The sequence below is a fragment of the Streptomyces sp. SM11 genome, from assembly GCF_002910905.1.
Classification (GTDB): Bacteria; Actinomycetota; Actinomycetes; order Streptomycetales; family Streptomycetaceae; genus Streptomyces.
On sequence record NZ_NEUE01000087.1, the window covers coordinates 1 to 15,076 of the forward strand.

Here is a 15,076-nt window from a genome sequence, read left to right on the forward strand (position 1 = left end):
GCACCCGGCCGGCCGGGTCGCGCTGTGCTGTCGGGGCCCTCCACAGCTGTTCCAGGGCCGCCGTGCGATTCCGGGAGGCGGCGGTGCGGGGGCGCGGCGCGCCCCGGAGCCCCACCGGTCCGGAAAGGTCGGTATCAGGTATTTCCACATGCCCCATGAACCCCCCAGTCACAGTCGCACCCCCGCAAACGGGAAGCATCCGTCGATCCCATGGACAGACGGATGCGCCCTCGCTCGGTGCACGATATCCACACACGTGCCATTTCGCTGGAGTTCTCGTGAAGTTCAGAAGGCTCGTTCCTGATACCTCCGATCGGCTGGAACCATGCGATGTCGCTTGGTGCGTACGGATGTTGATGGAGCGACGGGCGGGTAAGCGCTTGTGCCCGGACGGCGGTGAGGGGCGGCCCGCGGAGGCGCCGACTCCGGTGCGCTGCCCCGGGAGCGTGCGAACCCCCTGGCGGGGCGGTGTGCCCGGCCAGGGGATTCGTACGCTCCCCGCTGTGCCCGACGGGGCGGGGAGGGTCGCTACGGGGTCAGAACGCGCCCCCGTGCGCCTCCTGGCGCGCCGGTGGATCAGCAGCCCGGCGCCAATGAGCGCTACTGCTGAGAGAGTTGCCGACATCACAGTGGCCCCGGTGGCGGCCAGGCTGCCGCCGCCGGACGTGGGGGCGACGCCACCGCCGCCCGCGACGCCACCGCCGACCGTGGAGCCGGTGCCGTCGGCCGTGGAGCCGGACCCGGAGTCGGAGCCGCCGGCCGTACCGGTGGAACCGGAACCGCCGGTGCTGGAGGAGCCGACGCTCGACTGCGTACCGCTGTCGCTGCCTGTCGAGCCGTCACCTCCCGTACCGCCAAAGCCGTTCGAGGGATCGCCGGTGCCGTGCGAATTGGGTAGAGCATGCCTGAGTCGAAGTCCGTTGGGTTGTCAACAACGCGGCGCGGCACGGCTCCAGGGGCGGAACGGGTCAGCCGGAACCGGCCGGCGGGAGCGTCTGCTCGGTCCAGATGGTCTTCCCGGTCGGGGTGTACCGCGTGCCCCACCGCTGGACGAGCTGCGCCACGATGAACAGGCCGCGGCCGCCCTCGTCGTCCTCCGCGCTGTGCCGCAGATGCGGAGAGGTGTGGCCGGTGTCCGCGACCTCGCACACCAGGGTGCGGTCCCGGATGAGGCGCAGCCCCAGTGGCCCGCCCCCGTACCGGACCGCGTTGGTGACCAGCTCGCTGACGACCAGCTCGGTCGCGAACGACAGCTCCTCCAGGCCCCAGGCCGCCAGTTGCCCGGTGGCCAGCTCACGGGCGCGGCCCACCGACACCGGTTCGGCGGTCAGCTCCCAGTCGGCCACCTGTTCCGCGTCCAGCTCGCGGGTGCGGACCAGGAGCAGAGCCGTGTCGTCGGCGCTCGTGCCACCGGGCACCAGCTCGGACACCGCCCGGTCGCACAGCTCCTCCAGCGACGCCGAACGGTCGGCGAGCACCCGGCCCAGCGCGTCGAGGCCCTGGCCGATGTCATGGTCCCGGGCCTCGACCAGGCCGTCGGTGAACAGTGCCAGCAGGCTGCCCACCGGCAGGTCGATCTCCATCGACTCGAACGGCAGGCCGCCCAGACCCAGCGGCGGCCCGGCGGGCAGGTCCGGGAACGACACCTGGCCCCCGGGGTCGACGATCGCCGGAGGCAGGTGCCCGGCACGGGCCATGACGCAGTGCCGGGAGACCGGGTCGTAGACCGCGTACAGACAGGTCGCCCCGGTGGTCACGTCGTACGTCTCGACGGCCCCGCCGTACGCGTCCGACCGCTCCTCCGCGGGTTGCCCCACCAGGTCGTCCAGCCGGGTCAGCAGCTCGTCGGGGGCCATGTCGAGCTGGGCGAACGCCCGTACGGAGGTGCGGAGCCGGCCCATGGTGGCGGCCGCCTGGAGCCCGTGCCCGACCACGTCCCCCACGACGAGACCGACCCGGGTCCCGGACAGCGGGATCACGTCGAACCAGTCACCGCCGACGCCGGTCACATCGTCCGCCGGCAGATAGCGGTAGGCGGTCTCGACCGCGGACTGCGGCGGCAGGTGGTGGGGCAGCAACTGTCGCTGGAGAGCTAGGGAAGCGGTGCGCTCGCGGATGTAGCGGCGCGCGTTGTCGATGCTGACGGCGGCCCGGGCCGTCAGCTCGTCGGCCAGGGCGACCTCGCCGTTGTCGAACGTGGTCGCCCGGTCGGGGGTGAGCGCCAGGCCCGAGGCGTCGGGGCCCGCGCCCCGGTCGAAGGTGACGAGTCCGAGGATGCCGCCCCCGGCCCGCAGCGGGACGACGAGGGTGCCCTCGTCGAGCACGAGCCCGCCGGAGGAGAGGCTGCGGTACTGCGGAGAGCCGGGCGGATAGCCGACCGGCGGATACGGCTCCCGGGGCCCGCCGGCACCCCCGGGGCCCCGCACCGGCCCGGGGACGTCCGCGCCCGGGCCGGTGCCTGGCGGGTCCGTCCCCGGAGGGCCTGCCGCCGGGAGTCCCGTGCCCGGCGCGCTCGTCTCCGGGAGGCCGGGGTCCGGCGTGCCGGACCCAGGTGCCGAGCGTTCCGCGACCCGCAGCAGGGACATGTCCGCCGTGCTGCCCACGGCCGCCGTCTCCCCGGTCACCGCGGCCCGGGTGACATCGACCCGTACGGTGGCGGCGAAGTCCGGCACGGCCACCTCGGCGATCTCCTCGGCGGTGGTGACCACGTCCAGGACCGTGCCGATGCGGCGGCCGGCCTCGACGAGGAGGGTCAGCCGCTTCTGGACCCGGTAGCGGTCGGTGATGTCGAACGCGTCCTCGCACACGCCGAACACATGCCCGTGGGCGTCCTCCAGCCGGTAGTAGGCGCAGGACCACAGGTGGTCCCGCCCCGGGTCGCTCGGCGGCTGCCCCCGGAAGTGCAGGTCGAGGATCGGCTCGCCGGTGTCGAGCACATGGTGCATGACGCCGGCGAGCGTCTTCGGGTATCCGGGGTTCACGAAGGTGCCCCCGGCGTACAGCTCGTCGGCACGCTTGCCCCGAAACGTGGCCAGCGGCTGCCCTATCTCCCGTTCGAAGGCGGTGTTGCTCCAGGTCAGCCGCAGGTCGGTGTCGTAGATGGCCAGGCCGACGGGCGACTGGGTGGCCACCCCCTGGAGCAGGGCGAGCCGCGACTCCCAGTGGAGCAGCGCCTCCACCTCGGCCGCCACCAGGATCCGGTCCGGGGTGCCGGGGCCGCTCACCCCGGCCCCGCCCGGCAGCGGGCACGTCGCCGTCGCCACCAGCAGCTCACGGCCGTCCTGGGCGCGGGCCACGTGGATCGCGTTGCCGACGAGGGACGGCGGCCCGAGGCCGGGACCGGCGGCACCGGCCGCTTCGGCCGGTGCCGCCGGGGGAGTACCGCCGACCGGGTGCACCGAGAGGAACGAGCTCAGGGGGCGCCCCAGGACGTCGGAGGGGCGATAACCGAGGAGCTCGGCGGCCGCGGGGCTCCAGCCGATGACGGTGCTCGCGGCGTCCAGGACCATCGTGGCCGCCCTGGTGATGTCCAGGGGGCCACGGTAATCGGCGTTCTCCGCCGTGCTCGCCGCGCTCACGTCGCGACACCGGCCCGGTTCATTACCCTCAGAATCCGCCCTGCCCGGGATCGGCACAACCGCGGTGACCCGGGCCACGTCCGACGGGCTCCGGGCTCAGCGCACCCCCTCGGGCCGGAACTGCACGCTGACGCGCGGTCCGACGGCCCGCGCGGTCTTGGGGATCGCGTGCTCCCAGGTGCGCTGGCAACTGCCGCCCATGACGATCAGGTCGCCGTGGCCGAGCGGCCTGCGGACGGGGGCGGGGCCGGGGCGGCGCGGCCGCAGCGCGAGGTGCCGCGGGGCGCCCAGCGAGAGGATCGCGACCATGGTGTCCTCGGTGCTTCCCCGGCCGATGGTGTCCCCGTGCCAGGCGACCCCGTCCCGCCCGTCCCGGTAGAAGCACAGCCCGGCCGTGGTGAACGGTTCGCCCAGTTCGGCGGTGTAGTGCTCGCCGAGCTCGGTACGGGCGGCCTCCAGGGCCGGATGCGGGAGGGGGTCGCGGCGGCCGAAGAAGGACAGCAGCCGGGGCACCGCCACCACGCGCTCGTACATGACGCGCTGCTCGGCCCGCCAGCCGACATCGCGTACCAGCGTCTCGAACAGCGTGTCCGCGCCCCGAAGCCACTGCGGCAGTACGTCGATCCAGGCCCCGTGCCCCAGATCGGTACGCCGCAGTCCGCTCAGGGGGCGGGTGCCGACCTCGGCCTCCTGGTCGAAAAGTGAGCTCTGCAGGTGTACGGCCATGGGCCGAGCCTAACCCTATTCGAGCACATGTACGAATTATGGCTCCGTGGTGGAGCTCGACCTCAGCCTTCCTTGATCAGATCGGCGCACTTCTCGCCGATCATCATCGTGGTGATGCACGGATTGACCGTCGGCAGGAACGGCATGACGGACGCGTCGGCCACCCGCAGCCCCGAGACCCCCTTGACCCGCAACCGCGGATCGAGCGGCGAGTCGGGGTCCTCCGCCGGGCCCATCCGCACGGTCCCCGCCGGGTGGTACACGGTGTTGTGGGTCTCGCGGATGTAGTCGAAAAGCTCCGCGTCCGTGGTCGCGCCGGGCCCCGGAGCCAGTTCCGCACCCGCCCAGTCGGCCATCCGGGGCTGCGCCACGATCTCCCGCGCCAGCCGCAGCCCGTACGTCATCACCCGTACGTCGTGCTCGTCGGTGAAGTAGCGCGGATCGACCCGGGGCTTGTCCCGGAAGTCCCGGGTCCGCAGCCGCACCGTGCCCCGGGACCGGGCGCGGGTGACGTTGGGGGTCAGGCAGAACGCGTTGTCCGAGGTCGGGTAGCCGTGCCGGTAGGTATTCAGGTCGAACGGCACCGAGCCGTAGTGGAACATCAGGTCCGGCCGGTCGAGCCCCGGCTCGGTGTCCGCGAAGATCCCGATCTCCCACCACTGTGTGGAGGTGGTGACCATGGGCTGCTTCGCCTCCCACATGATCACGCCCTCCGGGTGGTCCTGGAGGTGCGAGCCGACGCCGGGGGAGTCCACCCGTACGTCCACCCCGGTGTCCCGCAGATGCCCGGCCGGGCCGATGCCGGACAGCATCAGGAGCTTCGGGGAGTCGATCGCGCCGCAGGAGACGATCACCTCGCGCCGGGCGTGCACCGCCCCGCTGTGGACGGTGTCGGGCTCCAGGTACTCCACCCCGACGCACCGTTCGCCGTCGAACAGCAGCCGCTTCGCCTGGAGCCCCGTCCGTACCTCCAGGTTCGGCCGGGAGCCGAGAACCGGATGCAGGTACGACACCGAGGCCGAGGAACGGGTGCCGTCCTCGCGGGCGTTGATCTGGAACCAGTGCGCGCCCCGGATCACCGTGGAGCCCGTGTTGAACGGCACGGTGGGGATGCCCGCCGCCGCGCAGGCCGACAGCAGGGCGGCGCCGCACGGGTCGAGGGGCGGCACGGTCCGGATGGTGACCGGACCGGAGCGGCCGTGGTGGTCGCCGGGCGCGTCATTGGTCTCCAGCCGCCGGTAGAGCGGGAAGCAGTCCGCCGCGCTCCACCCCGTACAGCCCAGGGCGCCCCACTCGTCGAGGTCCTCGGCCGGGGCCCAGAAGGCGATGCACGAGTTGTGCGAGGAGCAGCCGCCGAGCACCTTGGCGCGGGCGTGCCGCATGAAGCTGTTGCCCCTCTTCTGCGGTTCCACCGGATAGTCCCAGTCGTAACCGGACTCCAGCAGCGCCATCCACCGTTCCAGCCGCAGGATGCTGTCGTCCCCGACGTCCGAGGGGCCCGCCTCCAGTACGCAGACGGTGACGGCCGGGTCCTCGGTGAGCCGGGCGGCGATGACGGCTCCGGCCGTACCGCCGCCGACGACGACGTAATCGAACGCGGGTACAGGGACTGCTTCGGGCATCGGGTCTCCAGAATTCAGCCGGCCGGCAGGGACGGAGGAGGGGCGGTGGGGGCGGTGGGATGGGTGGGGGTAGCGGGGGCGGTCCGGGCCTCGGCGGGCGTGGCGGGCACCACGGCGCCGCCCGGCCGATCTTGCCGCTCCCGTCTCCCGCGGACCGGAACCGGCCGTCGGCCCCGGGCGGCGTGCTCCGGCGGGCCGCCGGACGGCGGGCGGCCGGCTCGCATGTCCGGACTCACTCGAACCACCGCTGCGGAACCGCCGCGACATTGCGCCAGATGTGCTTGGCCTCCTGGTACTCGGCGAGACCGGCCGGACCCAGCTCGCGGCCGAAACCGGACTGCTTCATACCGCCCCACTCCGCCTGCGGTACGTAGGGGTGGAAGTCGTTGATCCACACGGTGCCCGCCCGCAGCCGCGAGGCCACCCGGTGGGCGCGCCCACCGTCCTGCGTCCAGACCGCCCCCGCCAGCCCGTACACGGTGTCGTTGGCCAGCCGGACCGCGTCGTCCTCGTCCCGGAACCGCTCGACCGTGAGCACCGGACCGAACGACTCGTCCCGCACCACGGACATCGAGGTGGCGCACTCGTCCAGCACGGTGGGCGGGTAGTAGAAGCCGCCCGCCAGCGCCGGATCGTCGGGCCGCGCGCCCCCGCAGCGCAGCACCGCGCCCTCGGCGATGCCCTCGGCCACGTACGCCTCGACCTTGTCCCGGTGCGCGGCGGAGATCAGCGGCCCGCTGCGCGCGTCCTCGTCGAACGGCCCCCCGAGCCTGATCCGACGGGCCCGCGCCACCAGCTCGTCGGTGAACCGGTCGTGCAGCTCGTCCTGCACGAGGAGCCGCGCCCCGGCGGAGCAGACCTGCCCCGCGTGCAGGAAGACCGCCATCAGCGCGTAGTCGACGGCGGTGTCGAAGTCGGCGTCGGCGAAGACGATGTTGGGATTCTTGCCGCCCAGTTCCAGGGCGACCTTCTTCACGGTGGGCGCGGCGGCCGCCATGATGCGCCGCCCGGTGGCGAGCCCCCCGGTGAACGACACCATGTCCACGCGCGGATCCTCGGTCAGCGGCGCGCCCACGACACCCCCCGCCCCCAGCACCAGGTTGGCGACTCCGTCCGGCAGCCCGGCCTCGGCGAGCAGCCCCATGAGCAGGACGGCGGTGTGCGGGGTCAGCTCACTGGGCTTGAGCACGAACGTGTTGCCGGCCGCGAGCGCCGGAGCGACCTTCCAGGCGGTCTGGAGCAGCGGATAGTTCCACGGCGTGATGAGCGAGCAGACCCCGACGGGCTCGTGGACGATACGGCTGTCCGTGTCCGCGCTCCCGGTGTCGACGACCCGGTCGGTGCCCCCGGCGCCAGCGAGGCTGCCGAAGTACCGGAAGCAGTTCGCGATGTCGTCCATGTCGTAGGCGCTCTCGACCAGCCGCTTGCCCGTGTCCAGCGACTCGGCCCGCGCGAAGACGTCCTTGTCCCGCTCCAGCAGCTCCGCCACCCGCAGCAGCAACCGCCCCCGCTCGGTGGCCGGCGTACCCGGCCAGGCCCCCTGGTCGAAGGCACGCCGGGCCGCGGCGACGGCCCGGGAGGCGTCCCCGGCCCCGCCCTCGTCGACGACGGCCACCAGTGTGCCGTCGGCCGGACAGCGGATCTCCCGCGTCCGCCCCTCGGCGGCAGCGGTCCACTGGCCATCGATGAACAGCTCCGGCATGGCTCCTCCTGTACGGGGCTGGGGCGCCCGCCCCTACGTGGCGGCGTCAGCACAGACAGTAAGGGGGGCTGGTCGGGTGCGCAGCGCGGGCGGGGCCGACCGGGGCATGTACCGGCCGGGGCATGTGCTGACCTGGGCAGGTGCTGACCGGGGCGCCGTCGGGAGCTGCCCGGGTGGCCCGGCAACCGCTGTCCGCGCCTCAGGGGGGGGCGAGGGGCGCGCCCGTTCATCGCCGGATGCCCGAGCCCACAGGCCGGGCGCAGCTCGTCGGCTTGCGTGTGGAGTCGGTGGATCGGACGCTCCCCGATAGGATCCCGTGCGGGTCCTGGCCGCGAGCCATGGGTCAACAGCCTTTGGTGCAGGGGGATTTCATCAGTTCACGCCGTCGCGACAGCAGCGTCCGCAGCGGCGACCGGAACACCGAGTGAGTGGAGCGCCAGTCATGCGTGGAGGCAGCATCGCCGTGGTCGGCGGCAGCATAGCGGGGTGTGCCGCGGCCCTGGCCGCGTCGCGCGGGGGAGCCGAAAGGATCACCGTCCTGGAGCGTGCCGATGCCCGGCTCCGTGACCGAGGGGTGGGGATCGCCCTGCACAGTGACCGGTACGACGAGCTGAGGGAGGCCGGGTACGTCGCGCCGGAGATGCCCTGGGCGCCGCTGACCCGGCGGGTGTGGAGCGTACGGGACGGCGAGGCCGAGCACGGACGGGCCGTCGGCGAGCAGCCGTTCCCCTTCCGCGCCTACCGCTGGGGCTCCCTGTGGAGCGAGCTGCGCCGCCGGGTGCCCGAGGGGGTCTCCTACCGGTCCGGCGCGGTGGTCACCGGGGTGGAGCCGGACGCCGACGGCGTGACGCTGCGGCTCGCGGACGGGCACATGGAGCACTTCGACGTCGTGATCGGGGCGGACGGCTACCGCTCCGTCGTACGCGAGGCCATGTTTCCCGGCACGGACGCCACGTACGCCGGATACATCGGCTGGCGCGGCACCTCGCCGGATGTCGCGGACCTCCCCTCGGACGGCCGCGATGCGCACAACATCGTCTTCCCCGGCGGTCATTGCATGATCTACCGCATCCCGGACGGCGCAGGCGGGCACCTGCTCAACTGGGTGCTCTACACCGTGCCCGAGCAGACCGACGGCCTCCACTCCGACCTGCGGACCCCCACCTCCCTCCCGCCGGGCCGGCTCAACTCCGAGCTCACCGCGCAGCTGCGTGCCCTGGTCGCCGACACCTTCCCGCCGTACTGGGCGGCGAGGGTGCTCCGCACCCCCGCCGAGACCACTTTCATCCAGCCCATCTACGACCTGGAGGTGCCGCACTACACCTCGGGCCGGATGGTGCTCGTCGGCGACGCCGCCAGCGTCGCCCGGCCGCACATCGGCGGCGGCAGCGTGAAGGCGCTCCAGGACGCCACCGCGCTGGAGGCGGCCTGGAGGGCCGGGGTCAGCTGGAAGGAGGTCCTGGAGAGTTACGACGCCGGGCGCGGTCCCGTCGGGTCCGCCATGGTCGCGCTCGCCCGCCGGATGGGCGGCGCGCAGGTCGAGCACACGCCGGACTGGTCCGCCATGGAGCAGGCCGGGTTCGACGTCTGGTGGCAGGACCAGAACAAGGGCTCCGACCGGCGCAGCGGCTTCGGTGGCCACAGCATGAAGGCCGGGTAGGGGCCGCACCGGGGAACGACGGGGCGGGAGCGTCCCCGCTCGCGCCTCAGACCGCCGTCGCCGTCAGCTCCAGCGCCGCGTGCAGCGCGGTGGCGTCGGCGCGGGCTTCCTCCCCGGACATGCGCAGCGTCATCCGCCCCGAGGTGAGCACCGTGAGCGCCCGGGCGGACTCGACGGCCCGGGCGGGGCTGGGGGACACCAGCAGTACGGCGATGCCCTCGTCCGCCAGCGTGGCCACCAACGCGTGGACCTGCCGTACGAGTACGGGCGCGAGGCCCTCGGTCGGCTCGTCGAGCAGCAGCACCCGGGGCGACCCGAGCAGCGCACGGGCCAGCGCCAGCATCTGCTGCTCCCCGCCGGACAGATCCGTACCCCGGTTGCCCCGGCGCTCGCCCAGCCGGGGCAACAGCTCCAGGACGCGCGCGGGCGTCCACACGCTGGGGCGCGTAGTGTCGCCGCGGCGCGGCGGACGGTAGGACAGCCGCAGGTGCTCGTCGACGGTGAGCCCGGCGAACACCCGGCGGCCCTGTGGTACGAGCCCGACCCCGGCACGGGCGATCCGGTGCGCGGGCCGGCCCGTCACATCGCGGCCGTCCAGGGTGACGGTTCCGGCGCTCGGGCGCATCAGCCCGCCGACGGTGTGGACGAGGGTGGTCTTGCCGGCGCCGTTGTGGCCGACGACGGCGTGGACCGTGCCGGCGGGCACCGACAGGTCGAGGGAGTGGAGGACGGTGCCGCCGTGGTAGCCGGCGGTCAGGCCGGTGAGTTCGAGCATCGGAGGCCGGTCATCCTCTCGCTTCGGTGCCGGACGCCGCTTCGGTGGCGGACGGGCCGGCGGTCCCGGTTCCCTGGCCCGGGGCGGCGTCCGGGCCCGCCGCCGAGCCGGTGCCGTGATACGCGTCGCGGACCTCGGGATGCGCCAGCACCTCCGGGGTCGGGCCGGTGACCAGTACCTTCCCGGCAGCCAGCACGGTGACGGTCGAAGCGAGTTGTGCCACCACCTCGACATGGTGCTCGACCAGGATGACCGCGACGCTCGCCGGCAGACCGCCGAGGATGCCGAGCAGCCGGCCGATGTCGCCGTCGGTCAGTCCGGCCGCCGGTTCGTCCAGGAGCAGCAGCCGGGGGTTGCCCGCCAGCGCGGCGGCGAGGTCGAGCATGCGGCGCTGCCCGTGCGAGAGCGTGGAGGCCGGCCGGTGGGCGAGGTCCGCGAGGCCGACGGTCTCCAGATGGCGGCCCGCGGACTCGGTGTGCAGCCGGTACCGGGACGGGCTCCGCCAGGCGCCGCGACGCCGGGGATGGTGCGGCCAGCCGGCCAGGACGACATTGTCCAGGACCGACAACTCGGCTATCACCGAAGGCTGCTGGAAGCTTCGGGCGATGCCGAGACGGCTCCGCCCGGCCGTGGGTGTCCGGGTGATGTCGGTGCCGTCCAGGGCGATCGTGCCGCGGTCGGGCCGGTCCGTGCCCGCGATGAGGTCGAGCAGCGTGGTCTTGCCCGCGCCGTTGGGGCCGATGACGGCGTGCCGGGCGCCCGCCGGGAGCCGCAGGCTGACGTCGTCGACGGCGGTGAGCGTGCCGTACCTGCGGGTGAGCCGGGTGAGGTCCAGGACGGTCGGTGTCGGTGTCGGTGCCGACGCGGCGGCGGCCGGTGCGGGTGTCATGCGGAGACCTTTCCGGCGGGGGCCGAAGTGGGTGCGGGCGGGGGCTGGTTTCCGGTCCTGGGAACCTCGCAGGACGGCCCGCTCCCGCCGCCGGATCCGCTGCCGCGCAGACCCGCGAGCCCGCGTGGCAGCACGTACACGGTGGCGACGAAGAGCACGCCGAGCAGCAGTGGTCCGTGGCCGGGCCAGGAACCGGCGATCCAGTCCCGGGTGGCGACGATGAGCCCGGCACCCAGCAGGGCGCCGATCACGGACGTCGTACCGCCGATGACCACCGCCAGCAGGGCGAACGCGGCGATCTCGAAACCGACGTCGGCGGGGGAGAGGTACTGCTGGACGGTCACCATCAGCGAACCGCCCACGCCGGCCAGGGCGCCCGCGCAGACGTGGGCCACCAGCAGGTAGCGCCCCACCGGATGTCCGGAGGCGCGCATCCGCGCCTCGGCGCCCCGGGTGCCGGTCAGCAGCTTCCCCGCCGGGGAGCGCAGGACGAGCAGGGTGACGGCGACGGCGACGACGGCGACGACGAGCGCGTAGGTGTACAGCTCGCTCTCCTCCAGCATCTCCTCCCCGCCCCAGAACGCCCGTGTGGCCGGGAAGCCGACGAGACCGTCGGCGCCGCCGGTGACGGACTTGAGCTGGTTGACGACCGCACCGGTCAGCTCGCCGATGGCGAGCGTGATCATCAGGACGGTGGTGCCGCGGGCCCGGATCACCGCGGGCCCCACCACCGCCGAGAAGACGGCGGCGGCGAGCGCCGAGAGGACGATCTGGACGGGGCCCACGGTCCACCCGGCGTCCGCGAGGTTCGCGGTGGCGTACGCGCCCACGGCGAACGGCGCGGTCTGCCCGAGGGTGGGCAGTCCGGCGTAGCCGGTGAGGACGGTGACGCTGACCGCGAGCAGCCCGAGGGCCAGCGCGGAACCGGCCAGCGAGATGCTGTACGCGTCGAGCAGGGCCGGCAGGGCGATCAGCACCACGAGCAGGACGAGCAGCGGGGCCGCCTGCCGCCACGCGGCCCCGCCCGGCAGCCGGCCGGTCCACGTCGGCAGGGGGCTTCCGCTCGCGCGGGGCGCCGTGACGCCCCGGTCCGCCCGCGATGCCGCCGCCGTCCGACGCGGCCGGCGTCGCAGGCGGCCGGCGAGGTGGCTCCGGAGCCGGGCGACCGGGTCCGGAGCAGGTCCCCCGGGGCCGTGCGCCGTCGCCGTCGCCGGTTCCGCGAAGCGGGAGCGCAGCACCAGCACCGCCGCCATCGCGGCGAAGAGCAGATAGGGCGCCAGATCGGGCGCCACCGCGACGCCCAGCGTCTGTACCTCGCCCACGGCGACCGCCGCGAAGAAGGTCGCCCACAGCGAGCGCAGCCCGCCGAGCACGACCACCACGAGTGACAGCATCAGCACGGTTTCGGACGTACCGGGCCCGGGGCCGATGATCGGCGCCCCGAGCACGCCCGCCGCCCCGGCCAGCGCACCCGCCGCCGCGAGGACGCCGGTGTGGACCGCCCGGGGGCTGTGACCGGTGGCCGCCAGCATCTGCGGATCGTCTGCGGCGGCCCGTACCGCCGCACCCATCCGGGTCCGGGTCAGCACCCAGGTCCCGAACGCCGCGAGCAGCACGGCCATCACGATGAAGCAGAGCCGGTAGGCGGGGTAGCGGTGCCCCAGCAGCATCACCGAGGAGTCGAGCGCCTCGGGCACGCGGACGGGGAGTTCGTCCGCCCCGAAGAACTGGATGAGCAGATCACCGCCGATCAGGGCGAGCCCGAACGTCAGCAGTGCCTGCGTGAGATGCCCACGCCGGGCGAGCGGAGCCGTCGCGGCGGACAGCCCCGCCCCGGCGACGCCCGCCGCCGCGGTCCCGGCGGCCAGACCGAGGGCGAGCCCGCCCCAGGTCCCGTCGCTCAGCTCGGCCCCCGTGTAGGCGCCGATCGCGTACAGCGTGCCGTGCGACAGATTCAGCACACCCGCCGTGCCGAAGGCGAGACTCAGGCCGGCGGCGACCACGAACAGCAGCAGCCCGAAGGCCACTCCGTCCACCGCCGGAACGAGGTGGGCGTCCAGGAGGTCCATGTCAGCTGCCGAGTGTCGCCAGGTCCTGCACCATGACGTTGGCCAACTGGGTACCGTCCGGCCGCACCTGCCGCAGGTACCACGTCTGCACCGGCGAGTGCGCCTTGTCGCCGAACTCCCAGGCGCCGCGCGGACTGTCGATCTGGCCGAGACCCGCGATGGCCTTGTTGATGCTCCGCGACGTCACGTCGCCGTCCTTCGCCGCGTCGGCGATCGCCTTGTCCAGCACGGCGGCCGCGTCGTACGACGCCATCGCGTAGGTGGTGGGCTGCGTGTCGTGCTCCGCCGTCCAGTCGGCGGCGAACGTACGGTTCGCCTCGTTGTCGAGGTCGGCCGCGTAGTTCAGGACGGAGTAGATGTCCTTCGCCGCGGGGCCCTGGGCCTGGAGAACGCTGCCCTCGGTGACGAAGGCCGTGTACAGCGGCAGATCGGCGATGTCCGACTGGGCGTACTGCTTGGCGAAGTCGATCGCGGCCTTGCCAGCGTAGAAGCAGTACACCGCCTCGGCGTCCGTCCTGGCGATCTCCGCGAAGTACGGCATGAAGTTGGTCGTCTTCGGGAACGGCGTCCAGGTGGTCTTGCCGTCGGGGTTGGCGAGCTTCCCCTTGACCCGCTTGAACTCGTCGGTGAAGCCGCGCAGTTCGTCGTGACCGCCCTGGTAGTCGGGGCCGATCGCGTAGACCGGTCCGTCGACCTTCTCCTTGATGTACGGGGCGATGGCCTTGCCCGGTTCATCGGACAGGAAGCTCGTCGTCCAGACGTACTCGATGTCCTTGACCAGGGGCCGGGCGTTCGACCCCAGGAAGGGGATCTCGGCCTGCTGGACCAACGGCAGCACCGCGTTGACCGAGCCGCCGCCGACGAGGCCCGTCAGTACGTCGACCTTGTCCTTCTTGACCAGCTTGGTGGCCGCGGGCACGGCGGTCGGCGGGCCGTCGCCCTCGTCCGCCACGATGAGCTCGACCTCGCGGCCGCCCAGCTTGTTGCCGTGGGTCTCCAGATACAGCTTGAAGCCGTCCCGCAGCTCCGTGCCGACCGGCTCGTAGGTGCCCGACAGGGAGGCCACCAGGCCGATCTTCACGGTGTCGTCGTCGGCGCCGCTGTCGCCGCTGCAGCCGGTGACGGCCGCCAGGCCGAGGGCGAGGGCGGCGGCGCCGGCCGGCCGGAATCCGCGGCGGCGGGGACGGGATGGGGCGAAGGGGAACATGAGGGCTCTCATCAGGGGTGGAGGAAGGGGGAGTGGCGGCTGCTTCAGTCCGCACGGCCGGACCGGCGATCAGCGCGGCGGCGGGAGGCTCGGATCGCGCACCTGGGGGGACAGCGAGTCACCGACCTGGTTGATCAGTTCGGACATCATGTAGCTGACCTCACCGATGTCCGCGTCCCTGGTGGTGGTCACGAGCAGCGAGGCGCCGCTGGAGACGGCCATCGAGAACATGTAGCCGCCCTCCATCGCGGTGAGGCTGTGCTCCACGGGGTCGGTGTTGGTCAACTGGGCCGCTGCGGACAGCAGGTTGACGACGCCGGAGGCGATGGCGGCCAGCCGCTCGGCGTCGTCGCGCTCCACGCCGGTGTACGCCAGCGCGAGCCCGTCCACGGACACGGCTATCGCCTGGGTGACTTCGGGGAGACGCCCGGCGAAGTCGCTCAGGATCCAGCTCAGGTCGGAGGAGGTGGTCATTTCTCGGTCCGTTCGGTGGTGTCGTCCGGGGCGGAACGCCCCCGGTGGTTGGTACTCCGGTTGATCCCCTGGGCGTAGGCCGCCAGCACGTCGGATACCTGCCGGGAGTTCCGGCGGCGGGGCGACGGCCGCGGAGTCCCGGTGCCGGGCCGCTGTTCGGCGCCGTCCCGTCTGCCGGCGGCGGGCCACTGCTGAGGCGCTCTGCGCTGCCGCAGAGGCAGCCCTGACGGACTGACTCCGGCGACACGCGGCGCAGGCTCGTCGTGCCCGGGACGGGGCGCGGGCGTGCTGCCGGGCCCCCGCTCGCGCTCGCGCTCACGTTCATGTGCGGGTGCGGGTGCGGGTGCGGCGTCGTGCCCCCGCTCACGCGTGCC

At 73.3% G+C, this 15,076-nt stretch carries 10 protein-coding genes and 1 pseudogene; 1 reads left to right on the forward strand and 10 read right to left on the reverse strand.

Translation table 11 applies throughout. The annotated features are described in order from the left end of the window. Positions 1-968: 968 nt before the first annotated feature. From B9S58_RS05590 to B9S58_RS05605, 4 genes are all read right to left on the reverse strand, one after another. On the reverse strand, positions 969-3,578 hold the full coding sequence (locus B9S58_RS05590) for a SpoIIE family protein phosphatase (RefSeq protein ID WP_103531018.1): 2,610 nt from the start codon (positions 3,576-3,578) through the stop codon (positions 969-971). A gap of 96 nt (positions 3,579-3,674) precedes the next feature. Then, positions 3,675-4,304, reverse strand: coding sequence for an alpha-ketoglutarate-dependent dioxygenase AlkB (locus B9S58_RS05595; protein WP_103531019.1), 630 nt, complete (start codon positions 4,302-4,304; stop codon positions 3,675-3,677). 62 nt (positions 4,305-4,366) lie between these two features. Beyond that, the gene (locus tag B9S58_RS05600) at positions 4,367-5,926 is read right to left on the reverse strand and encodes a GMC family oxidoreductase (protein ID WP_103531020.1); all 1,560 of its coding nucleotides are present in this window, start codon (positions 5,924-5,926) and stop codon (positions 4,367-4,369) included. 232 nt (positions 5,927-6,158) lie between these two features. Continuing rightward, on the reverse strand, positions 6,159-7,628 hold the full coding sequence (locus B9S58_RS05605) for an aldehyde dehydrogenase family protein (RefSeq protein WP_103531021.1): 1,470 nt from the start codon (positions 7,626-7,628) through the stop codon (positions 6,159-6,161). A gap of 442 nt (positions 7,629-8,070) precedes the next feature. Here B9S58_RS05605 and B9S58_RS05610 point away from each other — a divergent pair, with 442 nt between their 5' ends. After that, a complete protein-coding gene (locus tag B9S58_RS05610) occupies positions 8,071-9,288 on the forward strand; it encodes an FAD-dependent monooxygenase (RefSeq protein ID WP_103531022.1) in 1,218 nt (405 codons plus the stop codon). Positions 9,289-9,334: 46 nt separating this feature from the next. On the opposite strand, the gene B9S58_RS05615 is transcribed toward B9S58_RS05610, so the two are convergent. The 6 genes and pseudogenes from B9S58_RS05615 to B9S58_RS38400 all read right to left on the reverse strand — a co-directional run. Continuing rightward, positions 9,335-10,063 (reverse strand): ABC transporter ATP-binding protein, encoded by a 729-nt coding sequence (locus B9S58_RS05615; RefSeq protein WP_103531023.1) that lies wholly within the window; start codon positions 10,061-10,063, stop codon positions 9,335-9,337. Between the two features lie 10 nt (positions 10,064-10,073). Continuing rightward, complete coding sequence (locus B9S58_RS05620; protein ID WP_103531024.1) at positions 10,074-10,952, reverse strand: ABC transporter ATP-binding protein; 879 nt, start codon at positions 10,950-10,952, stop codon at positions 10,074-10,076. After that, positions 10,949-13,021 (reverse strand): ABC transporter permease, encoded by a 2,073-nt coding sequence (locus B9S58_RS05625; RefSeq protein WP_103531025.1) that lies wholly within the window; start codon positions 13,019-13,021, stop codon positions 10,949-10,951. The genes B9S58_RS05620 and B9S58_RS05625 overlap by 4 nt, the downstream gene beginning before the upstream one ends. Before the next feature lies 1 nt (position 13,022). Continuing rightward, positions 13,023-14,228: an ABC transporter substrate-binding protein gene (locus B9S58_RS05630; protein ID WP_103531026.1), complete on the reverse strand. Its 1,206-nt coding sequence runs from the start codon at positions 14,226-14,228 to the stop codon at positions 13,023-13,025. 69 nt (positions 14,229-14,297) lie between these two features. Beyond that, entirely contained in the window at positions 14,298-14,702 is a 405-nt protein-coding gene (locus B9S58_RS05635) for a roadblock/LC7 domain-containing protein (protein ID WP_103531027.1), read from the reverse strand. Further along, positions 14,699-15,076 (reverse strand): annotated as a pseudogene (locus tag B9S58_RS38400) (histidine kinase); the annotation flags it as partial. The gene B9S58_RS05635 and the pseudogene B9S58_RS38400, both read right to left, overlap by 4 nt.

Coding starts and splice junctions, on each gene's coding strand:
- B9S58_RS05595 (WP_103531019.1), bottom strand. CDS start 4,304: ATGGCCGTACACCTGCAGAGCTCACTTTTCGACCAGGAGGCCGAGGTC.
- B9S58_RS05600 (WP_103531020.1), bottom strand. CDS start 5,926: ATGCCCGAAGCAGTCCCTGTACCCGCGTTCGATTACGTCGTCGTCGGC.
- B9S58_RS05605 (WP_103531021.1), bottom strand. CDS start 7,628: ATGCCGGAGCTGTTCATCGATGGCCAGTGGACCGCTGCCGCCGAGGGG.
- B9S58_RS05610 (WP_103531022.1), top strand. CDS start 8,071: ATGCGTGGAGGCAGCATCGCCGTGGTCGGCGGCAGCATAGCGGGGTGT.
- B9S58_RS05615 (WP_103531023.1), bottom strand. CDS start 10,063: ATGCTCGAACTCACCGGCCTGACCGCCGGCTACCACGGCGGCACCGTC.
- B9S58_RS05620 (WP_103531024.1), bottom strand. CDS start 10,952: ATGACACCCGCACCGGCCGCCGCCGCGTCGGCACCGACACCGACACCG.
- B9S58_RS05625 (WP_103531025.1), bottom strand. CDS start 13,021: ATGGACCTCCTGGACGCCCACCTCGTTCCGGCGGTGGACGGAGTGGCC.
- B9S58_RS05630 (WP_103531026.1), bottom strand. CDS start 14,228: ATGTTCCCCTTCGCCCCATCCCGTCCCCGCCGCCGCGGATTCCGGCCG.
- B9S58_RS05635 (WP_103531027.1), bottom strand. CDS start 14,702: ATGACCACCTCCTCCGACCTGAGCTGGATCCTGAGCGACTTCGCCGGG.